This window comes from Rhizobium acidisoli, from assembly GCF_002531755.2.
Lineage (GTDB): Bacteria > Pseudomonadota > Alphaproteobacteria > Rhizobiales > Rhizobiaceae > Rhizobium > Rhizobium acidisoli.
In genome coordinates, this window is sequence record NZ_CP034998.1 from 427,718 (window position 1) to 445,469 (window position 17,752).

A 17,752-nucleotide genomic window follows, 5' to 3' on the forward strand; every position below is an offset into this window, starting at 1 on the left:
GAGCTGAGATCGGAGGTGATAAACCTGCTATCGATTTCGTTTCACGAACTGACCGAGGCGGTTCAAAAGCTTCGATGCCCAGAACATGACGATCGAGACCCTTAAGCCGTGGTCGGCAAGGGCGCGCAGCACTTCCTTGTTCTGACGCGATATGTTCTGAACGTTCTTGTTTGTGGCGCCCCCCAAGCGCATCCTGACCAGCACGCGGGGAATATAAACGGTCCTGATACGCGCGACTTCCAGAAAGCGCATCATAAGCTCGACGTCGGCTGCCAGCCGATAACGCAGATCGAACGTCCCGAACCGGTCATAGATGCGACGCCGAACATAGAATGTAGGATGCGGCGGACACCAACCGCGTCTAAAAAAACCGGGTTCAAACGCACAGGATTTCCAATAACGGACTGTGCGATCCGTATGCTGGTTGGAAACATAGATGAGATCGCCATAGCAGCCGTCATAAGCTTCATCGTCCAGCGCGGCCGCCACGGTTTCGAGGGAGCCGCTGCTCTCGAAAGTATCATCCGCGTTCAAGAAGCCGATGATGTCGCCGCTCGCAAGGCCGATCCCCTTGTTCATGGCCTCATAGATACCTCCGTCCCGTCCCGAAACTACGCGACGGTTCTCCGCCGGCGCCGAAGCAATGATGGCGATCGTGGAATCGCCCGAGCCACCGTCAATGATGATGTGCTCGAAATCGCGGTAGGTTTGCGTGTCGATGGACCGCAGCGTATCGGCAATGGTCCGCTCGGCGTTCCAGCAAACAGTGATGAGGCTTATCCGGGGAGTATGTGGATCGGCAGTGTTTGCGGCCATCTTGACGGGTGTCTTGCTCACATTCTAAGGGGCGAAATCTGGCCAAGCCGTAGCAGACGAAAAGGCGGTGTCGCAATCCAGTACTGGAGATTATCCTAGATCAATGCCCAATTGATGAGGAATTGGGCTACTTCCCGTCTCGGTAAGTGCATTGCATGCCGATCGATCTATCTGTAGTGAGCAGTGTCAAACAGCGACGTCATCACGAAGGGTCGTGAATGCGCGCGGATTTACCGGTTGCAGGAGGTCTCTTGTCTTCGAAGAAAAAGCTGCGCAAGGGCATCTTGCTCGCCGGGGGCTCGGGTACCCGTCTCCATCCCGCGACCCTCGCCATTTCGAAGCAACTTCTTCCGGTTTTTGACAAGCCGATGATCTACTATCCCCTGTCAACGCTGATGCTTGCAGGTATCCGGGATATCCTGATTATCTCTACGCCGCAGGACACGCCGCGCTTTGAACAGCTGCTGGGTGACGGCGCCCAATGGGGATTGAATCTTCAATATGCCGTGCAGGCCGCGCCGGAAGGAATTCCCCAGGCATTCTCGATCGGCAGGGAATTCATTGGGCAAGAGGCAACCGCCCTCGTGCTCGGAGACAATATCTTTTACGGCAACCTCCTGACGCATGATTTGTCCGCGGCTTCGGCGAGATCGGACGAAGCGACGATCTTCGCGTATAAAGTCCACGATCCCGAACGCTATGGGGTGGTGGAATTTGACGGTCAGGGCAAAGTCCTCACCTTGGAGGAAAAGCCGTCCAAGCCCCGCTCGTCTTACGCGGTGACGGGTCTATATTTCTACGACAATGACGTGATTGACATTGCTGCCGGTTTGAAGCCCTCGCCGCGCGGTGAAACCGAAATAACCGACATCAATCGGCATTATTTGTCGGCCGGCAGGCTGAATGTTGCCGTGCTGGGAAGAGGGCATGCCTGGCTTGATACGGGCACGCACGATTCACTCCTTGAAGCCAGTCAGTTCATTGCCACCATCGAGCGGCGCCAGGGGCTGAAGATTGCCTGCCCCGAAGAAATCGCATTTCATTTGGAATACATAGATGCCGAGCAATTGCTAAGGCTGGCGGCTCCACTTGAAAAGAGCTCTTACGGTCGATACCTCATCAGCCTGGTGAGGGAGCCAGCTCCGCATTTCCCAACCGGCTGAACCGACAAAACTGGAAAACCAATCTTGTCTGCTTTTACCTTGCTTACGTTAAAGACGATGTCCGACGGACGAGGCGCGCTGACCGTCATGGACGGAATACTGCCATTTCCGGTCGTCCGGAGCTTTTGGATCTATGGAGCCGACGGATACACACGCGGTGGCCATCGTCATCACCAGACTCGACAGGCGTTGGTGGCGCTTTCGGGAAGCGTGATGATTTTGATGGACGATGGAAAGGCCCGGGAAGAGATCACCTTGTCGTCGCCGGACCAGTGCCTGCTGGTAGAGCCAAGGGACTGGCACCAAATGACCTTCGGTCCCGGTTCGATCCTGCTCGTTTTTGCCTCACGCGGATATGATAAGGACGACTACATCGACACCCCCTATGAGCGGCTCTGAGATGATTGAGTATGAAAGTCTTGCGCAGGCCAACCGCGCGCTGATGGAAGAGTTGGAGGCGGCTGCTTCCCGTGTCATTCGTTCAGGGTGGTACATACTCGGGAGTGAGGTTTCCTTATTCGAAGCTGAATTCGCCGCCTTTGCGGAAAGCAAACATTGCATCAGCGTGGCCAATGGTCTGGATGCGCTGATCCTGTCGATCGAATCGCTCGATCTGCCGAAAGGCAGCGAGATCCTGGTTGCCTCCAATACATATATAGCCACTATTCTGGCAATTCTTCGCGCCGGCCACAAACCCGTTCTGGTGGAGCCCGAACGCGAAACCTTCAACATCGATCCGGATCGCCTAGCTGCGGCGCTTACTCGCCATACGCAGGCAATCTGCGTGACGCATCTTTTCGGCAAATCCTGCCGGATGACCGAGATCGCGGCGTTTGCAAGCGAGCATGGTCTCAAGGTGATCGAGGATTGTGCGCAGTCTCATGGCGCGCGCTATGACGGCAAGCTGACCGGCACCTTCGGAATTGCCGGCTGCTTCAGTTTCTATCCGACCAAGAATCTCGGAGCTCTCGGAGATGCGGGCGCGATCGTCACGGATGATGACGAAGTTGCAGATCGCTTGAGACACATGCGCAACTACGGCTCGAAGAAGAAATATGAGAACGTCTATATCGGTGTAAATTCCAGGCTTGATGAGATGCAGGCGGCATTCCTGCGGGTCAAACTGCGCTACCTCCATCAGGTGACCGAACATAAGCGGGCACTGGCCGATATCTATTTTGCCAATCTGCCCAACTGGCTCGCGCAGCCGCTTCGTCGACCTGCCGAGTATGATGTGTTTCATATCTTCGGGATACGGCACCCGGCCCGCGACGAATTGCGTCAGTGGCTGCTCGACAACGGGGTTAAGACCGAAATACATTATCCGATCGCGCCGCATCGGCAGAAGGCAATGCAAGGCATTCTTTCCGGCGATTATCCCATTGCCGATGAGCTGCATGCCACTGAGCTGAGCCTGCCTATTTCCGCCGGGCATAGCGGCGATGAGATAGAGCGTGTCTGCAGCCTTCTTGCGGCGCTCCCGGAAAAGCTGAAGTTGGCGGCATGACAGAGCACCTGAAAGGACCAGCCTCGCGTGCCGATGACGATTGGGATATCGTTATCAAGCCTTCCAAGGGCAATACGCCGGATCTCGGCCTTGTCTGGCAATATCGCGATCTCGTCTGGATGTTTTTCAAGCGGGATTTCACCACATTTTACAAACAGACCATTCTCGGACCCGTCTGGTATATCATCCAACCGTCGCTGACGGCGATGACCTATTATGTCGTGTTCGGAAAAATAGCCAATCTTTCCACGGATGGACTTCCGCCCTTCCTGTTTTACATGTCGGGCACGATCATCTGGAGCTATTTTTCTGTTTGTCTGGCCAATAATTCCGACGTTTTCTCGAAGAATGCCAATCTGTTCGGGAAGGTTTATTTTCCGAGACTTGTGGTGCCGCTATCTGTTGCGATGAGCGGCCTTGTCGCCTTTGCGATCCAGTTCCTGCTCTTGTTGACAGTTTGCATTGGCTTGAAAATTGCCAATCCCGATCTGGCTCTGAACTATTGGTTCCTGTTGCTGACCCCGCTGGTGCTGCTCTATATCGCCGTGCTCGGCATCGGTGCCGGGCTTGTCGTTTCGGCGCTGACGGTCCGTTTCCGCGATCTTGTTTATGCCGTCGGGTTCATGACGCAGCTCTGGATGTATGGTACGCCGATCGTGTACCCATTCAGCCAGATCCCGGAACGGTATCATTGGTTCTATTACCTCAATCCAATGACGACGCCGGTTCAAACTTTCCGCTGGGCGCTATTCGACGCTCCCGCGTTGCCCGTCGGTCTTTGTCTCGCCAATCTCGCGGTGACGATCGCAATCACCCTATGCGGGCTGGCACTTTTTTCGCGGGCGGAAGCCAATGCGATGGACACAGTCTGATGAACGACATCGTTATTCGAGCGGAGCACGTCAGCAAGCTCTATCGTCTTGGCGTGATCAATCACGGCACTCTCTATCGCGACCTTCAGAGCTGGTGGGCGAAGTGGCGCAACCTGCCGGATCCGAACGTTTCGGTGTCCGATTATGCGTCCGACCGCGGCACGCAGTCGCGGCTGAAAGGAGATATCTTCCATGCGCTGAATGATGTCTCTTTCGAGGTCGGACACGGCGAGATCGTTGGGATTATCGGCAGGAACGGAGCCGGAAAATCCACGCTGTTGAAGGTGATGTCGCGGATCACCATGCCCAATTCCGGCTTCATCGGCATACGAGGCAGAATTGCCAGCCTCCTTGAGGTTGGCACTGGATTTCATCCGGAGCTCACCGGCCGGGAGAACGTCTATCTCAATGGCGCCATTCTCGGGATGAGCCGTACCGAGGTCAGGTCGAAATTCGATGAAATCGTCGAGTTTGCCGAGATCGGTGAATTTATCGATACGCCGGTGAAGCGGTATTCGTCCGGCATGTACGTGCGTCTGGCCTTCTCCGTCGCGGCCCATCTCGAACCGGAAATACTCCTGGTTGACGAGGTATTGGCGGTCGGCGACGTCAACTTCCAGAACAAATGCATGGGACGCATGCAGGAGGTCACCAAGGCCGGCCGAACGATTATCTTTGTCAGCCACAATATGACGGCGATCAGCAGCATCTGCCCGAAATCGATTCTGATGGCAGATGGAAAAGTCGCTGCGATGGGCGATACCGCAGATGTGATAAAGGCCTATCTCGATCGCCCGGAATTCGGCGGCACCGCAAACTACTCGGTCAATCCCGAAGAGGTCGACGGAAAGGCAGTCATATGCCGTGTCGCGGTATTGAACGAGAAGGACGAGGTTTCGGGAACGGTGGAACTGTCTAAGGGCTTCTCCGTCGAGGTCGAATACGAATTGAGGGAGCCTCTTTCCGGTCTCTCGGTCGGGATGCAAATCATGATGGAGGACGGTTATACCCCCCTCGTCAGCCTTTCCGATCCCGAGCTCGACGTCAGTCGCCTGGACGCCCGGCCGGCCGGTTATTATCGCGCCCGGGTCAAATTTCCCGGATATCTTCTCAATACCGGCACCTTCTACCTGCGACTGGGCATATCGAGCCGGTTTTCGATATATACGGTCGCCGAGGGCATTCGGTTCGACGTGGAGGATAATGTCGGAATTATCCAGATGCTGGGTCAGCAACGGAAGCCGTCGATTTCGGCGATACAGCTGCCTTGGGAGGTTGAGAAGCTCTTCCTGCGCGATTCTGAGGGTGTGTTGAAATGAAGAAAGCGCTTGTCACCGGGGCAGATGGGTTCATCGGTTCTCATCTCGTCGAAACGCTGGTCAGGTCGGGTGTCGAAGTTCGCGCCCTCTGCCAGTATAACTCGTTTTCCAGTTGGGGCTGGCTCGACCAATCGGAATATCGCGGCAAGTTCGAGGTGATCCTCGGAGACGTCCGTGATCCCGCCCAGATGCGCTCCGTCGCCAGAGGTGTCGACACGATCTTCCATCTTGCCGCTCTGATTGCGATTCCCTATTCCTATCAGGCTCCCTCGAGCTACATCGATACCAATGTGCATGGGACGCTGAACGTTCTTCAAGGCGCTCTCGACGCCGGCGTCGGAAGAGTGATCCAGACCTCGACGAGCGAAGTCTATGGGACGGCACGTTTTGTGCCCATCAGCGAAAGCCATCCCTTGCAGGCGCAGTCGCCCTATTCGGCGTCCAAAATCGGCGCCGATGCGATCGCCTACAGCTATCACTCGAGCTTCGATCTGCCGGTGACGATCGCGCGGCCGTTCAACACCTACGGCCCGAGACAATCTGCAAGGGCGGTCATTCCGACCGTGATTTCGCAGCTTCTGAGCGGACGAAGGACGCTCAAGCTTGGTGCGCTCTCGCCCACCCGGGATTTCAATTTCGTGCAGGATACATGCGACGGCTTTCTGGCGCTGGCGGCCTGCGACGAAGCCATCGGACAGACGGTCAATATCGGCTCGGGCGGCGAGATATCGATCGGCGATACCGTTCAGCTGATCGCCGATATCATCGGCGTCAACATCGAGATTGAATGCGATGAACAGCGTTTGCGTCCCGCAAACAGCGAAGTGGAACGCCTGTGCTGTGATAACAGCCTGATCAAGTCTCTAACGGGATTTTCGCCTCGCTACAGCTTGAAAGACGGGCTCCAGGCGACGATCGAATGGCTGCGTCAGCCTGAGAATCTGGCGCGGTATAAGGCGGATATTTTCAATGTCTAGGCGAGCAGTCATTCTGGCAGGGGGAATGGGAACGCGGCTGCGCCCTTATACCGTCGTGCTTCCCAAGCCGCTGATGCCGATCGGCGATTATCCCATTCTCGAGGTCATTATTCGCCAGCTGATATCAGGTGGGTTTCAGCATATAACGCTTGCCGTCAATCATCAGGCTGAACTGATCAAAGCCTTTTTCCAGGATGGCGACAAATGGGGTGTGCGGATCGATTATTCGCTGGAGGATCAACCGCTCGGCACCATGGGTCCGCTACGGTTGATCAAGGATCTGCCTGAGAATTTTTTGGTGATGAACGGAGACATCCTGACGGACCTGAACTATGCCGATTTTCATGACACTCACGTCCGGGAGGGGAATATATTCACCATCTCGTCAAAGACACGGGAGCATCGCATAGACTACGGCGTTCTGGACACCGACGAGGCAGGACTGCTGACGGGATTCCGGGAGAAGCCAACGGCTGAATATAAAGTCAGCATGGGGGTCTACATGGTGTCTTCGGGGGCGGTCGAGCACATACCACAAAGGGGCGCCTACGGTTTTGACCAATTGATGCTTGATCTTCTTGCGGCCGGAAAGCCGGCGACAGTTCGCGATTTTCCAGGCTATTGGCTCGATATCGGACGGCCCGACGATTACGCACTGGCGATCGAGCAGTTTGAAACCATGCAATCCAGGTTTTTGAATGGTTGATGCCATCGTCACCGGTGCTGGCGGCTTTCTCGGGAAGCGTCTGGTTGAGCGGCTTAAACAGGCCGGGGTTGACGTACTTGCGGTTGACCGAACGCATGGTGATATAAGCGAAGAGGCAATCTGGCAGAAGCTTCCCGCAGCCGGCACGCTGTTTCATCTTGCCGGCCGGACGTTTGTCCCGGACAGCTGGTCACAAGGCCCGAGTTTCATGGCCGCCAATGTTCTCGGTACACAGCATGCATTGAACTGGTGCAAGCGACACAAGGCGAGGCTCGTATTCGCAAGCGCCTATGTTTACGGAGTGCCGGAGCGGCTGCCGATCCATGAAAGCGATCCGGTCAGGCCGAACAACCCCTACGCTCTTTCCAAACACCTTGCCGAACAACTCTGTGAGTTTGCTGCCACACACGAGCAAATACCGGTGGTGGTATTGCGTCTTTTCAATATATATGGGGCTGGGCAGCGACCGGAGTTCCTGATACCGACGCTTCTGAACCGGATACGGGCGAAGCAGGACATACAGGTCATGGACCTCAGTCCGCGGCGGGATTATGTTTTCGTTGACGATGTCCTGAGCGCCTTTGCCAAGGCCATGGACGTGTCGGAAGGTTACCACTGCATCAATATCGGCTCCGGAATGTCATATTCGGTGCAGGAAATCATCGATATCTTGCAGCAAGCGGCGGGCACTGATCTACCAGTGGTGTCGTCTTGCGCTGTTCGGCGGAATGAAATACCTGACGTGCGGGCCGATATTACGCGGGCTCGCGCCGTTCTCGGATGGCGGCCGGAATGGGATCTGCCCGCCGGCATCCGCGTGATGATGAAGGAGTCGTAAATTGAACGAGCGTTACGTTCCGATCAACAAGGGCAACTACTCGATGGACACGGACGAGCGCGAAGCCGCGTTCGACAAGTTCCGAGGCGAAGGTTGGGAAGCCGAATACGCGGACTACCGTCGCAAGTGGTCGGAATATGCCCTGAACCAGCAGGTTTCGGATTACCCGCTGCTGGTCGATCTCGAGCTGGCGTCGATCTGCAATCTGCGCTGCCCGATGTGCTATACGATCAGCGATGAGTTCAAGAAGAGCGTTAACACGACCCGGATGGATTGGGACCTCTATTGCCGCATTATCGATGAGATCGGCGGCAAGGTTCCTGCGATCCGTCTGTCGCTGCGCGGCGAAGCCACGCTGCACAAGCGCTTCGCCGATTGCGTACGCTACGCCAAGGATCATGGCATCAAGGAAGTCTCGACCCTCACGCACGGGTTCAAGCTCAACAGAGACTATTTCGCCGAGCTCGTCGATGCCGGCATCGACTGGATTACCGTTTCGATCGATGGCACCGGTGAGACCTATGAGAAGATACGCAAGCCGATCAAGTTCCAGGCCCTGCTCGACAAGATCAAAGACATAAAGAAATACAAGGACGAGCGCGGTCTCCACCGTCCTGTCATCAAGGTGCAGGGCATTTGGCCGGCGATCCGGGAAAACCCCGATCTCTATTACGACACCTTCGCGCCCCACGTTGATCTCGTCGCCTTCAATCCGCTGATCGACTACCTCGGCAACGATTCAGACATCGCCTATCTCGACAACTTCACCTGCCCGCAACAGTACCAGCGTTTGGTGATCGGTGCCGACGGGTTGGTCATGAAGTGCTCGAACGATGAGGAGAACCGCGAGGTTATCGGCAATGCGAACACCGAAACCGTGCACCAGATATGGCACGGGGAAAAAATGAACGCCGTCCGGGCTCTGCACAAGGAACCGCAGGGCTTCCTGAAGAGCGAGGTCTGCCGCAGGTGCTACCTGCCGAGAGAGACCAACGACGAAACCGCACAAATTTGCGGCAGGCAGGTCACCGTCCGGAATTACGTCGACCGGAACCAGGAAATCGGGCGATAATCGACCGCAATGTGCGCATCCCAAGATTGGGTTTGGCCATGCCACCAGAGCGCAAGGCAACTTTGCCGGTCGTGAATTACAGGGAGTGACGAATGTTCCGCAACTACCGGCCTGATCGCTGCTATATCATAGCCGAGATCGGCGGCAACTTTACGACGTTCGATCAGGCAAAGCGCCTGATTGACGAGGCAAAGGCGTCAGGGGTGGATGCCGTCAAGCTCCAGACGTATCGGGCCGAAACATTGTCGAGCCGGAATGCCATGTTCGATATGGAGAACACCGGCGTTACCTCGCAATTCGAGCTTTTCCGTAAATATGAAATCGGTCACGAGCTTCACGAAGCGGTTTTCCGCTATGCCGAGGAGCAAGCCCTGGACTGGTTTTCGTCTCCCTCACATGAGACGGATGTGGACCTGCTGGAGAGATGTGGCGTTGGCGCCCACAAGGTTGGGTCTGACGACGCGGTCAACATTCCTTTTCTTCGTTATCTGGCAAGAACGGGCAAGCCGATAATCTTGTCGACCGGGATGTCGACGCTCGAAGAGGTTCGAGAATCCGTCGCCGCAATCAAGGACGCGGGCAACGACAAGCTCATCCTGCTGCACGCCATCACAAGCTATCCGACGCATCCGGAAAATGTGAACCTAGGTGCGATGCAAACGATGATGGAGGCGTTTCCGGATCTCGATGTTGGCTATTCCGACCATACATTGAACCCTGTCGCGAGCCTTTGCGCGGTCGCGATGGGCGCCCGGGTCATCGAGCGGCATTTCACCTATGACAAGGCCGCCGACGGTCCCGATCACATGCTTTCGGCTGATCCAGCGGAAATGAAATGGCTTGTGGATGCGATACGCGCGTTCGAGATCATGAAAGGCAGCGGTCGCAAAGAGCCGGCTGCAAGTGAGGCGACGACCAGATTGAACAACCGCAAGAGCGTCGTTCTCAATCGACCGCTCAAAGCCGGTGACGTCATTTCCGCCGGCGACATTTCGGTTAAGCGGCCGGGGACGGGAATCGAGCCTAAGCATCTGGAAACTCTTGCCGGGCGACAACTGATAAGGGACCTCGAAGGCGACGCAGTCCTCCAGTGGGGCGATCTGGCGTGACGCTTGGAATCATCATCCAGGCGCGGATGGGATCGACGCGGCTACCGGGAAAAGTACTTCGCGACATTTCCGGCAAGCCCCTTCTCGCACATGTCCTTGGCAGGCTTCAGATGTTGAAGCGGCCGGCCAAGATCGTCGTCGCGACATCATCGGCCGACGAGAACGACATTATCGAAACTTGGTGCCTCCAACACGGCGTAAGCTGCTTTCGCGGCGACGAAGCCGATGTTCTCGATCGTTATTTCGAATGTGCGAGATCACTTGGGATGTCGGATATCGTGCGATTGACCGCGGACAATCCGTTCACTGATATCGAGGAGCTGGAAAGGCTGATCGACCTGCACCAAAAGCAGGGATTCGACTACACGCACGCGTTCGGACAACTGCCCATCGGTGTCGGCGCCGAGATATTTACATTCGAAGCCCTGTCGCGCAGTCATCGCGAGGGGAAACTGCCGCACCATCGCGAACACGTGAATGAATACTTCACCGATCGGCCGGAGCTCTTCAAGATCGGTCAACTCGATATTCCCCCAACCAAAATCTCTCCGAACCTGCGCCTGACGGTGGATACCGAGGAAGATTGGAAACGTGCTTGTGCCCTCGCAGCGCAGGCGGGCGGGAATTGGCTTGGGACAGAGGAAGCGATCAGCCTATGTTCGTCTTCTGCATAGAGAGTTCGCATGCACGCGGCATGGGGCATCTGTTTCGGTCGTTGACGCTCGCCACCGAACTGCGTTCGCGCGGTCATTCGGTCCGTTTCGTGGCGAATGATCATCCGAACTCGTTGAGAATCATCCGGGAGCGCGGCTTTGACGTTGCGCTTTACGATCTCGCCGCCGTCACTGGATGGGAGGAGGGTCTCGTCGATCCCACTACCGTTCCGTCGCCGATCTGGATCAACGACCGCCTCAATACGAGAAGACCTCACAGCGAAACGATCAAGCGTTTGGGCGCCAAGCTCGTGACTTTTGATGATCGCGGCGATGGCGCTGAACTTGCCGACATGAATATCTGCGCTCTCCTTTTCGAAAAGACGGAGGATCTGAAGGGCGAAGATATCCGGCTGGGGGTGGAGTACATGATACTCAATCCTGAAATCGAGAGATATCGCAGAGTTCGGCAAAGCCTTGCATCGATACTCGTCACACTCGGGGGCGCCGATACCTACGGAGTGACGGTCCGCGTCGCTAAATGGCTGAGCAGCAAGCCTTTTCCTGTCACCATCGTCACAGGCCCGAGCTTCCAGCATATGGCGGAGCTTGAAGAGGTCGTCTCGACCGCAGAGCCGGATCGGTTCAAGCTGCTGAATCAGGTGCCGTCGCTTGCGGCAGAGATGTACGGGCACGATCTGGCGATTACCGGCGGTGGCGTTACGCCCTTCGAAGCCTGTGCGGCCGGCCTGCCGTGCGTGGTGATCGCCAACGAACCTTTCGAAATCCCGGTCGGCCGTGCTCTTGAAGGATTGGGGGCCGCGTTCTTTGCCGGACATCACTCTGAATTCGATCTCGGCATCCTGGAAAAGGCGATTCCGATCAGGAGCATGAGCGAGACTGCCATGACCAAGGTCGACCTCGGAGGGGTCGCGCGTGTTGCCGGTTTGTTGGAAAGATTGGCTGCATGAGCATCACGGCGGTTATTCATCAGCCGGACTTCGCTTCATATCTCGGCTTTTTCCAGCGTTTCCTGAACGCAGATCTCTACATCGTTCTGGATCATGTGCAGTTCGTCCATGGCACGAGCAAAAGCTGGACGCACCGCGATAAGATCAAGACGGCGCAAGGTGACCGGTGGCTCACCGTCGGAATCAAAAAGCCGAGCCTCGGCACTCCGATCAACGCCGTGGAACTGGCGCCGGGCAGCGGATGGATAGACCAGAACCTTTCGCTGCTTCGCGAAAATTATCGCAAATCCGGTGGTTGGAGCGAAGTCTTTCCCCGTATCGAGGCCCTCTACGGCAAGCGGTTCGAGCTGTTGGCCGATTTCAACATGCATTTCCTCGAAGGCATTCTGGAGATGCTTGAGATCACCATGCCGACGGTGCGGTCGAGCACTTTAAGCCCTAAGGGGCATAAGAATGAGTTGCTTGTCGAACTGTTGCGCAAAGTTGGAGCAACGCGTTACCTCTCAGGCTTGGGCGCGCGCGACTATATGCGGCCTGAGGTGTTCGAGGCAGCCGGGATCGAGATCGAATGGCAGCATTTCGTCCATCCCGTCTACCCGCAGCCTTTCGGCGAGTTCATGCCCTATCTCAGCATCCTCGACACACTGCTGAATTGTGGTATTGCAGGCACGCGTGACCTGCTCTGGAGTTGCAAATGAATATTCTCGCGATCGGTGCCCATTTTGACGACGTGGAACTGGGCTGTGGCGGTGCATTGGCACGCCATGCGGCAAACGGCGACACGGTTTATGTCTATGTTGCAACCGTGTCCGGCTTTTCCAACCAATATGACCAGTCCGTGCGCAGCAGCCAGGTCGCCAGGGCGGAAGCGGATGCTGCGATGGAAATTCTCGGCGTCCACAAGATGTTTTGCGGCGAGTTCAAAACGCTCCAGATCGAATTCGTCGATCCGCTGAATATCGAGATCCTCAAGCTCGTGCAGGATCTGAAGATCGACATGGTCTACACCCACTGGGTCGGCGACATCCACCATGACCATCTTGCCTTGTCGCGAGCCTCGCTGCACAGCTGCCGCCACGTGCCTCGCCTGCTGATGTACCGCAGCAACTGGTATCATTCGACCGTCGATTTTAGGGGGAATTTCTACGTCGACATCACCTTCCATTGGGACCAGAAGGAAAAGGCGATCCTCGCGCACGAATCTGAGATGGAGCGCACGGGTCGCAAGTGGGTGAGCTTCTTCCGCAATGAAGCGGAGAACGCCGGTCAGCGCATCGGTGTAAAATATGCCGAAGTGTTTGAGGTAGTGAAGTGGCTGCAGCCCTGAGAAAGATTTTGACCTTTGGCTCCATGCTGCTGCCCTATGGTGTGCATGAGCTGAAGCGCAGGCTAAAAAATCGTCACAAGTTAACTGCTGATGACGTGAGATCGCTGGCAGAAAATAGACAGCTTGCCGGGCTGCATGCGGGGCAGCGTTGTTTTATTTTAGGCAATGGCCCGAGCGTCAAGGGCCTGGATCTGTCGCGGCTTCAAGGCGAAACAGTTATCACCGTTTCCAATGGCTATCTGCACTCCGATTTCGACAAGTTCCGGTCTCGTTATCATTGTGTTCCGCAAATTACCTACGGATTGATGACACCGGAGGACGTGGTTCGCTGGTTTGAGGAGATGCATTTGCATCTGGGAAGTTCGGAACTGTTCCTCAGCTCCACAGAAGCGGAGCTGGTTCGAAAACACAATCTGTTTTCAGGGCGAACGGTCCGGTATCTCGTGCTCGGAGAAAGCTTCGACGAAAGACCATCGGTGGAAATCGTCGATATCTCTCAACCGGTACCGCGTGTCGATTCGGTGCCCGTGATGGCCTTGATGATAGCGATGTATCTTGGTTTCAAAGAGATCATCCTGCTCGGCGTCGACCACGATCGTTTCCTGTCTACAACCTATGAATACGCGTTCGAACTTAAGGTGCAAAAGGGAAAAGATATCACGGTAAATGCGGACGGCACCCCAAGAACGAGCCGTCACGACGACTTTCAGCAGGCGGCGCGGCTGTGGCGACAATATCGAGCGATCGCAAATATTGCCAAAGCGAATGGTATCCGCGTCGTCAATTCCACACCAGGCGGAGCACTTGATGAATTTGAGCGACGGCCGTTCGAAGCCTGGTTCGAGAAATGAGGCACATTGGTTTTGCGCTCCCGGGCCTTCACTGTTTGCTTGAGGTGACGCGGGATTCGCCGCAGGTCCGTGAACAGGACATCTGGAGCGAGTTTCGACTTCATAACATCTTTTTCGACGGCCCCCATAATGATTGGCGCTCGGCCATGGCTGCGTCAGACGGATATAATGCGCCGGCTATTCTTGCCAAGGTTGTCGACGCGACACGCGCAGTTGTTCAGGGACGTGCCTCCTACGAGCGAGACACCGTGGTTTTCACGGAAAGAAGCTACTCGCATCCACTGCTTGCCTGGCTTCTCTATGTCGCGTCCCGATCCGATCTTCGTTTGAGGGTGGTCGATTTTGGGGGCGCGTTGGGAAGTTCTTATTTCCAGCACCGTTCGGCCCTGGCGCATCTTGCGGAATTGAATTGGTGCGTTGTCGAGCAGCCTCACGTTGTTAGCGCGGGCCGAGCCGAATTTGAAGACGGAAGATTGAGCTTTTCCGACGGCCTGGATGAGGCAATTGATCGTGTGAGGCCAAACGTCGTTCTGCTCTCAGGTGTCCTTCAATATCTTGAACGTCCTTATGAATACCTCGATGATCTTCTGTCGAGAGGCGTGAAGTTCATACTTATCGATAGGACCGCAGCGCAGTTCGATGTCGCCGCCGCACCCTTTGTGCAGCATGTGCCGGCGTGGATCTACAGCGCGAGCTACCCGATATGGTTCTTGAACGCGAAGGAAATGCAGGCCAGTTTTGCCAAGCATGATTATGAGGTTGTGGATCGTTTCCAACCAGCTGGAACATTTGGCTTAGTGACGCCGCCGCCCTTGCAAGAATTGAAGCGTTGGGGCATTGGCGTTACACCAGCGCCTCAGCAGCACGAATGGCCGTATGTTGGCTGGTTTCTTCAGAAGCTGGAAATCTAGCGATGCGCGTGAATGTCATTATCCCTGTTTTCAATCGTCTGGAACACACCCGAAAGGTGTTGGACGCGCTGAGGAGTCAGACCATCTTTGACGCCTTGACGATTGTCATCGTCAACGATGGTTCGACCGATGGAACCGCAGGATATCTGCAATCGCAGAGTGACGTGATTGAAATCCAGGGGGACGGCAATCTCTGGTGGGGTGGGGCCATCGAGGAAGGGCTGAAACACGTTCTTCCCGCCTGTCGGCCGGACGATTATGTCCTATTCCTCAACAATGATACTTGGTTCGACGACAATTTTGTTGAGACCCTGGTGCAAGCGTCCAAAGAAAACGGCGGAGCCGCGGTCGGAAGCGTCATCCATGAAGAGGGTCGCGATCCACCTCTCGTCAGCGTTGGGCCCAAAGTCAACATCAATCGGCTTGCCGTCTGGGATCTGCTCTCGGAATTGAGCGAAACGGAAAAACGGTTGCCAGCCAACCAGTATCGTGTCGATGCATTGAGTGGTCGAGGAACGCTCTATCCGGCGCAGCTGTTTCGGAAATATGGCGGTATGCGGCCGCACCTTCTGCCCCACTACATGGCTGATTACGAAATCGCGATGCGCTTCGCGCGTGCGGGAGTGCCCTTAGTCGTCAGCAGCAAGGCAATTATCTACTCACCCCCGGTATATGGAAATGACGCGTCCAGATTTTCTTGGCGAAAGCGATTGTTTGGCAAGCGTTCGTCTCACAACGTGTTTCAGCGTCTAATTTTTTACTCGCTTGTCGGGTCGCCGGTGCAACGCTTTACCGCCCCGCTCCGTATGGCGTATTTCATGGGCAGGCGCGGTATTTTGGGAATGCTGCATGCAAGACTAAGGCATTTTGTCGTGTCTTTTCTCAAAGCGCGGCAACTGAGCAAAGTGAAGAGTCATGGCGTGAGCGTCGGTCGCGACGTTGTTTTCTATGGTACCCCTCTGTTGCAAAGGCATCCCGAGAGCGAGATTAGCCTTGGCGATCGTGTCGTGCTGTGTTCCGATTCGCGGTTTACGGCGCTGGCCCTGAACCATCCGGTGAAGATAGCTACCATTCGCGCGGGGTCGAGCATCACTATCGGCGCTGATAGCGGCATTAGTGGCGCAACCATCGTCTCGGCCGTCCAGATTTCGATTGGCTCAGAGGTCCTCATGGGCGCCAACGTCGCGATATTCGACACCGATTTTCATCCGGTACGCCCTGAAGGGCGCCGTCATTCGGACGTAGAAGCCGACGTAAAGACAGCACCAGTCCATATAGGGGACAATGTTTTCATTGGCACCAACGCGGTAGTCTTGCGTGGCACGGAGATAGGGCGTGATAGTGTTGTCGCGGCAGGGTCGATCGTGCGAGGAAAATTTCCTGCTGGCGCAATAATTGCCGGAAATCCGGCGAAAGTTGTTGGTAGCGCCTATGGACAAGTCCAGGATCTTCCCGACCTGCTAACAGAAGATAGACATGAAGATAGCGATATTTGATACTTATTACGCGCGTTTTCTGAGTCGATTCTATGCGGCGCGGCGACAACTCTTAAAATCCAACTCAAGCGAGCAAACGGACGCTCTGCTTGAGGCTGCTTTCGGCACGTCCGATTTTTATTCGCGCCACCTGAAAGAGCTTGGTTGCGATGTCATCGATATCATCGGCAATTGCGTTCCGCTGCAATCGGCCTGGGCGCGGGAGAACAACGAACCGTTCAGTCCATGGGCAATGAAACTACCGCATCGGACATTTAGATTACCCTATGTCGGCGCCCGCCTGGCGGCACTCCCTGGCTTGCTCGAGGTGGCAATGGCGCGGGTCCGAACATTCAAGCCGGATGTCCTCTATTGTCAGGATCTCAGCTTTTTTCCGCCCCATGCTTTGACGGAATTGAAAAAGACTGTGCCATTGATTGTGGGCCAAATCGCTTGTCCCCTGCCGCCGGACAACTTTCTGCGGCCCTATGACCTCATTCTGACATCCTTCCCGCATTTCGTGCCGCGTTTTCATGAAATGGGCATAAAATCGGAATATTTCAGGATCGGCTTCGATACCCGGGTGCTCGATATCCTCGGCGATGTCCGACGCGACGTGCCGGTGAGTTTCGTCGGAGGCATAAGCCGTCATCATGGCAAGGCGATACCGATGCTCGAACATCTCGCCGAAACCACGCCGATACAGTTTTTCGGCTATGGTGCAGCAACACTTCCGCGCTCATCTCCCATTCGAAAGCGTCATAATGGGGAAGTCTGGGGTCCGGATATGTACCGCGCTCTGGCGCGCAGCCGGATCACCATCAACAGGCATATCAATGTTGCCGAGACCAACGCCAATAACATGCGGCTTTACGAGGCGACCGGTGTCGGATCGCTGCTCATTACCGACCGGAAAGACAATCTCGGTGAGATTTTCGACGTCGGCAAGGAAGTGGTCGCCTATTCCAGCCCTGAGGAAGCCGCGGAACTCATCCGTTATTATATGGATCATCCCGACGAGGCCGATGCCATCGCGAAGGCCGGCCAGGCCAGGACGTTGAAGGATCACACCTACAAGTCGAGAATGACGGAGTTGATGCCGATCCTCGGGAGACATCTGGAGAAACAGGGCTGATGTCATTTGTTCGTACGACTCTCAACCGCTTTCCGGTATTGAAGAGCCGG

Annotated in this window: 19 protein-coding genes; 18 read left to right on the plus strand and 1 reads right to left on the minus strand. The window is 55.7% G+C overall.

Annotated elements, in window-relative coordinates; translation table 11 throughout:
- Nucleotides 1–27: 27 nt before the first annotated feature.
- A complete protein-coding gene (locus tag CO657_RS02095; RefSeq protein WP_054181370.1) occupies nucleotides 28–816 on the minus strand; it encodes a glycosyltransferase family 2 protein in 789 nt (262 codons plus the stop codon).
- A 251-nt stretch (nucleotides 817–1,067) separates the two neighbouring features.
- Between CO657_RS02095 and rfbA the strand changes: the two genes are divergently transcribed.
- The 18 genes from rfbA to CO657_RS37185 all read left to right on the plus strand — a co-directional run bounded on the left by rfbA (nucleotide 1,068) and on the right by CO657_RS37185 (nucleotide 17,702).
- Nucleotides 1,068–1,979: a glucose-1-phosphate thymidylyltransferase RfbA gene (gene rfbA / locus CO657_RS02100; RefSeq protein ID WP_183693712.1), complete on the plus strand. Its 912-nt coding sequence runs from the start codon at nucleotides 1,068–1,070 to the stop codon at nucleotides 1,977–1,979.
- A 24-nt stretch (nucleotides 1,980–2,003) separates the two neighbouring features.
- Nucleotides 2,004–2,378: a sugar 3,4-ketoisomerase gene (locus CO657_RS02105; RefSeq protein WP_054181372.1), complete on the plus strand. Its 375-nt coding sequence runs from the start codon at nucleotides 2,004–2,006 to the stop codon at nucleotides 2,376–2,378.
- Nucleotide 2,379: 1 nt separating this feature from the next.
- Nucleotides 2,380–3,486, plus strand: coding sequence for a DegT/DnrJ/EryC1/StrS family aminotransferase (locus CO657_RS02110; RefSeq protein WP_054181903.1), 1,107 nt, complete (start codon nucleotides 2,380–2,382; stop codon nucleotides 3,484–3,486).
- Entirely contained in the window at nucleotides 3,483–4,358 is an 876-nt protein-coding gene (locus tag CO657_RS02115) for an ABC transporter permease (protein ID WP_054181373.1), read from the plus strand. Before CO657_RS02110 ends, CO657_RS02115 begins: the two co-directional genes overlap by 4 nt.
- Nucleotides 4,358–5,677 carry an ABC transporter ATP-binding protein gene (locus tag CO657_RS02120; protein WP_054181374.1) on the plus strand — a complete coding sequence of 440 codons (1,320 nt, stop codon included), beginning with the start codon at nucleotides 4,358–4,360 and terminating at the stop codon, nucleotides 5,675–5,677. The genes CO657_RS02115 and CO657_RS02120 overlap by 1 nt, the downstream gene beginning before the upstream one ends.
- Nucleotides 5,674–6,654 (plus strand): NAD-dependent 4,6-dehydratase LegB, encoded by a 981-nt coding sequence (locus CO657_RS02125; RefSeq protein ID WP_054181375.1) that lies wholly within the window; start codon nucleotides 5,674–5,676, stop codon nucleotides 6,652–6,654. The genes CO657_RS02120 and CO657_RS02125 overlap by 4 nt, the downstream gene beginning before the upstream one ends.
- Nucleotides 6,647–7,360 carry a nucleotidyltransferase family protein gene (locus CO657_RS02130; protein ID WP_054181376.1) on the plus strand — a complete coding sequence of 238 codons (714 nt, stop codon included), beginning with the start codon at nucleotides 6,647–6,649 and terminating at the stop codon, nucleotides 7,358–7,360. The genes CO657_RS02125 and CO657_RS02130 overlap by 8 nt, the downstream gene beginning before the upstream one ends.
- Nucleotides 7,353–8,198, plus strand: a complete 846-nt coding sequence (locus CO657_RS02135; protein WP_054181377.1) for an NAD-dependent epimerase/dehydratase family protein — start codon at nucleotides 7,353–7,355, stop codon at nucleotides 8,196–8,198. Before CO657_RS02130 ends, CO657_RS02135 begins: the two co-directional genes overlap by 8 nt.
- 1 nt (nucleotide 8,199) lies before the next feature.
- A complete protein-coding gene (locus CO657_RS02140; protein WP_003588387.1) occupies nucleotides 8,200–9,270 on the plus strand; it encodes a radical SAM/SPASM domain-containing protein in 1,071 nt (356 codons plus the stop codon).
- 92 nt (nucleotides 9,271–9,362) lie between these two features.
- The gene (locus CO657_RS02145; RefSeq protein ID WP_054181378.1) at nucleotides 9,363–10,379 is read left to right on the plus strand and encodes an N-acetylneuraminate synthase family protein; all 1,017 of its coding nucleotides are present in this window, start codon (nucleotides 9,363–9,365) and stop codon (nucleotides 10,377–10,379) included.
- Nucleotides 10,376–11,053, plus strand: a complete 678-nt coding sequence (locus tag CO657_RS02150; protein WP_054181379.1) for a cytidylyltransferase domain-containing protein — start codon at nucleotides 10,376–10,378, stop codon at nucleotides 11,051–11,053. Before CO657_RS02145 ends, CO657_RS02150 begins: the two co-directional genes overlap by 4 nt.
- Nucleotides 11,035–12,003: a PseG/SpsG family protein gene (locus CO657_RS02155; protein WP_054181380.1), complete on the plus strand. Its 969-nt coding sequence runs from the start codon at nucleotides 11,035–11,037 to the stop codon at nucleotides 12,001–12,003. The genes CO657_RS02150 and CO657_RS02155 overlap by 19 nt, the downstream gene beginning before the upstream one ends.
- Nucleotides 12,000–12,701, plus strand: a complete 702-nt coding sequence (locus tag CO657_RS02160; RefSeq protein ID WP_054181381.1) for a WbqC family protein — start codon at nucleotides 12,000–12,002, stop codon at nucleotides 12,699–12,701. Before CO657_RS02155 ends, CO657_RS02160 begins: the two co-directional genes overlap by 4 nt.
- Nucleotides 12,698–13,330, plus strand: coding sequence for a PIG-L deacetylase family protein (locus CO657_RS02165; protein WP_054181382.1), 633 nt, complete (start codon nucleotides 12,698–12,700; stop codon nucleotides 13,328–13,330). The genes CO657_RS02160 and CO657_RS02165 overlap by 4 nt, the downstream gene beginning before the upstream one ends.
- Nucleotides 13,315–14,181 (plus strand): hypothetical protein, encoded by an 867-nt coding sequence (locus tag CO657_RS02170; protein WP_054181383.1) that lies wholly within the window; start codon nucleotides 13,315–13,317, stop codon nucleotides 14,179–14,181. The genes CO657_RS02165 and CO657_RS02170 overlap by 16 nt, the downstream gene beginning before the upstream one ends.
- The gene (locus CO657_RS02175) at nucleotides 14,178–15,092 is read left to right on the plus strand and encodes a TIGR04325 family methyltransferase (protein ID WP_054181384.1); all 915 of its coding nucleotides are present in this window, start codon (nucleotides 14,178–14,180) and stop codon (nucleotides 15,090–15,092) included. Before CO657_RS02170 ends, CO657_RS02175 begins: the two co-directional genes overlap by 4 nt.
- A 2-nt stretch (nucleotides 15,093–15,094) precedes the next feature.
- Entirely contained in the window at nucleotides 15,095–16,588 is a 1,494-nt protein-coding gene (locus CO657_RS02180) for a glycosyltransferase (protein ID WP_054181385.1), read from the plus strand.
- Between the two features lie 406 nt (nucleotides 16,589–16,994).
- Nucleotides 16,995–17,702 (plus strand): CgeB family protein, encoded by a 708-nt coding sequence (locus CO657_RS37185; protein ID WP_245292928.1) that lies wholly within the window; start codon nucleotides 16,995–16,997, stop codon nucleotides 17,700–17,702.
- Nucleotides 17,703–17,752: the final 50 nt, after the last annotated feature.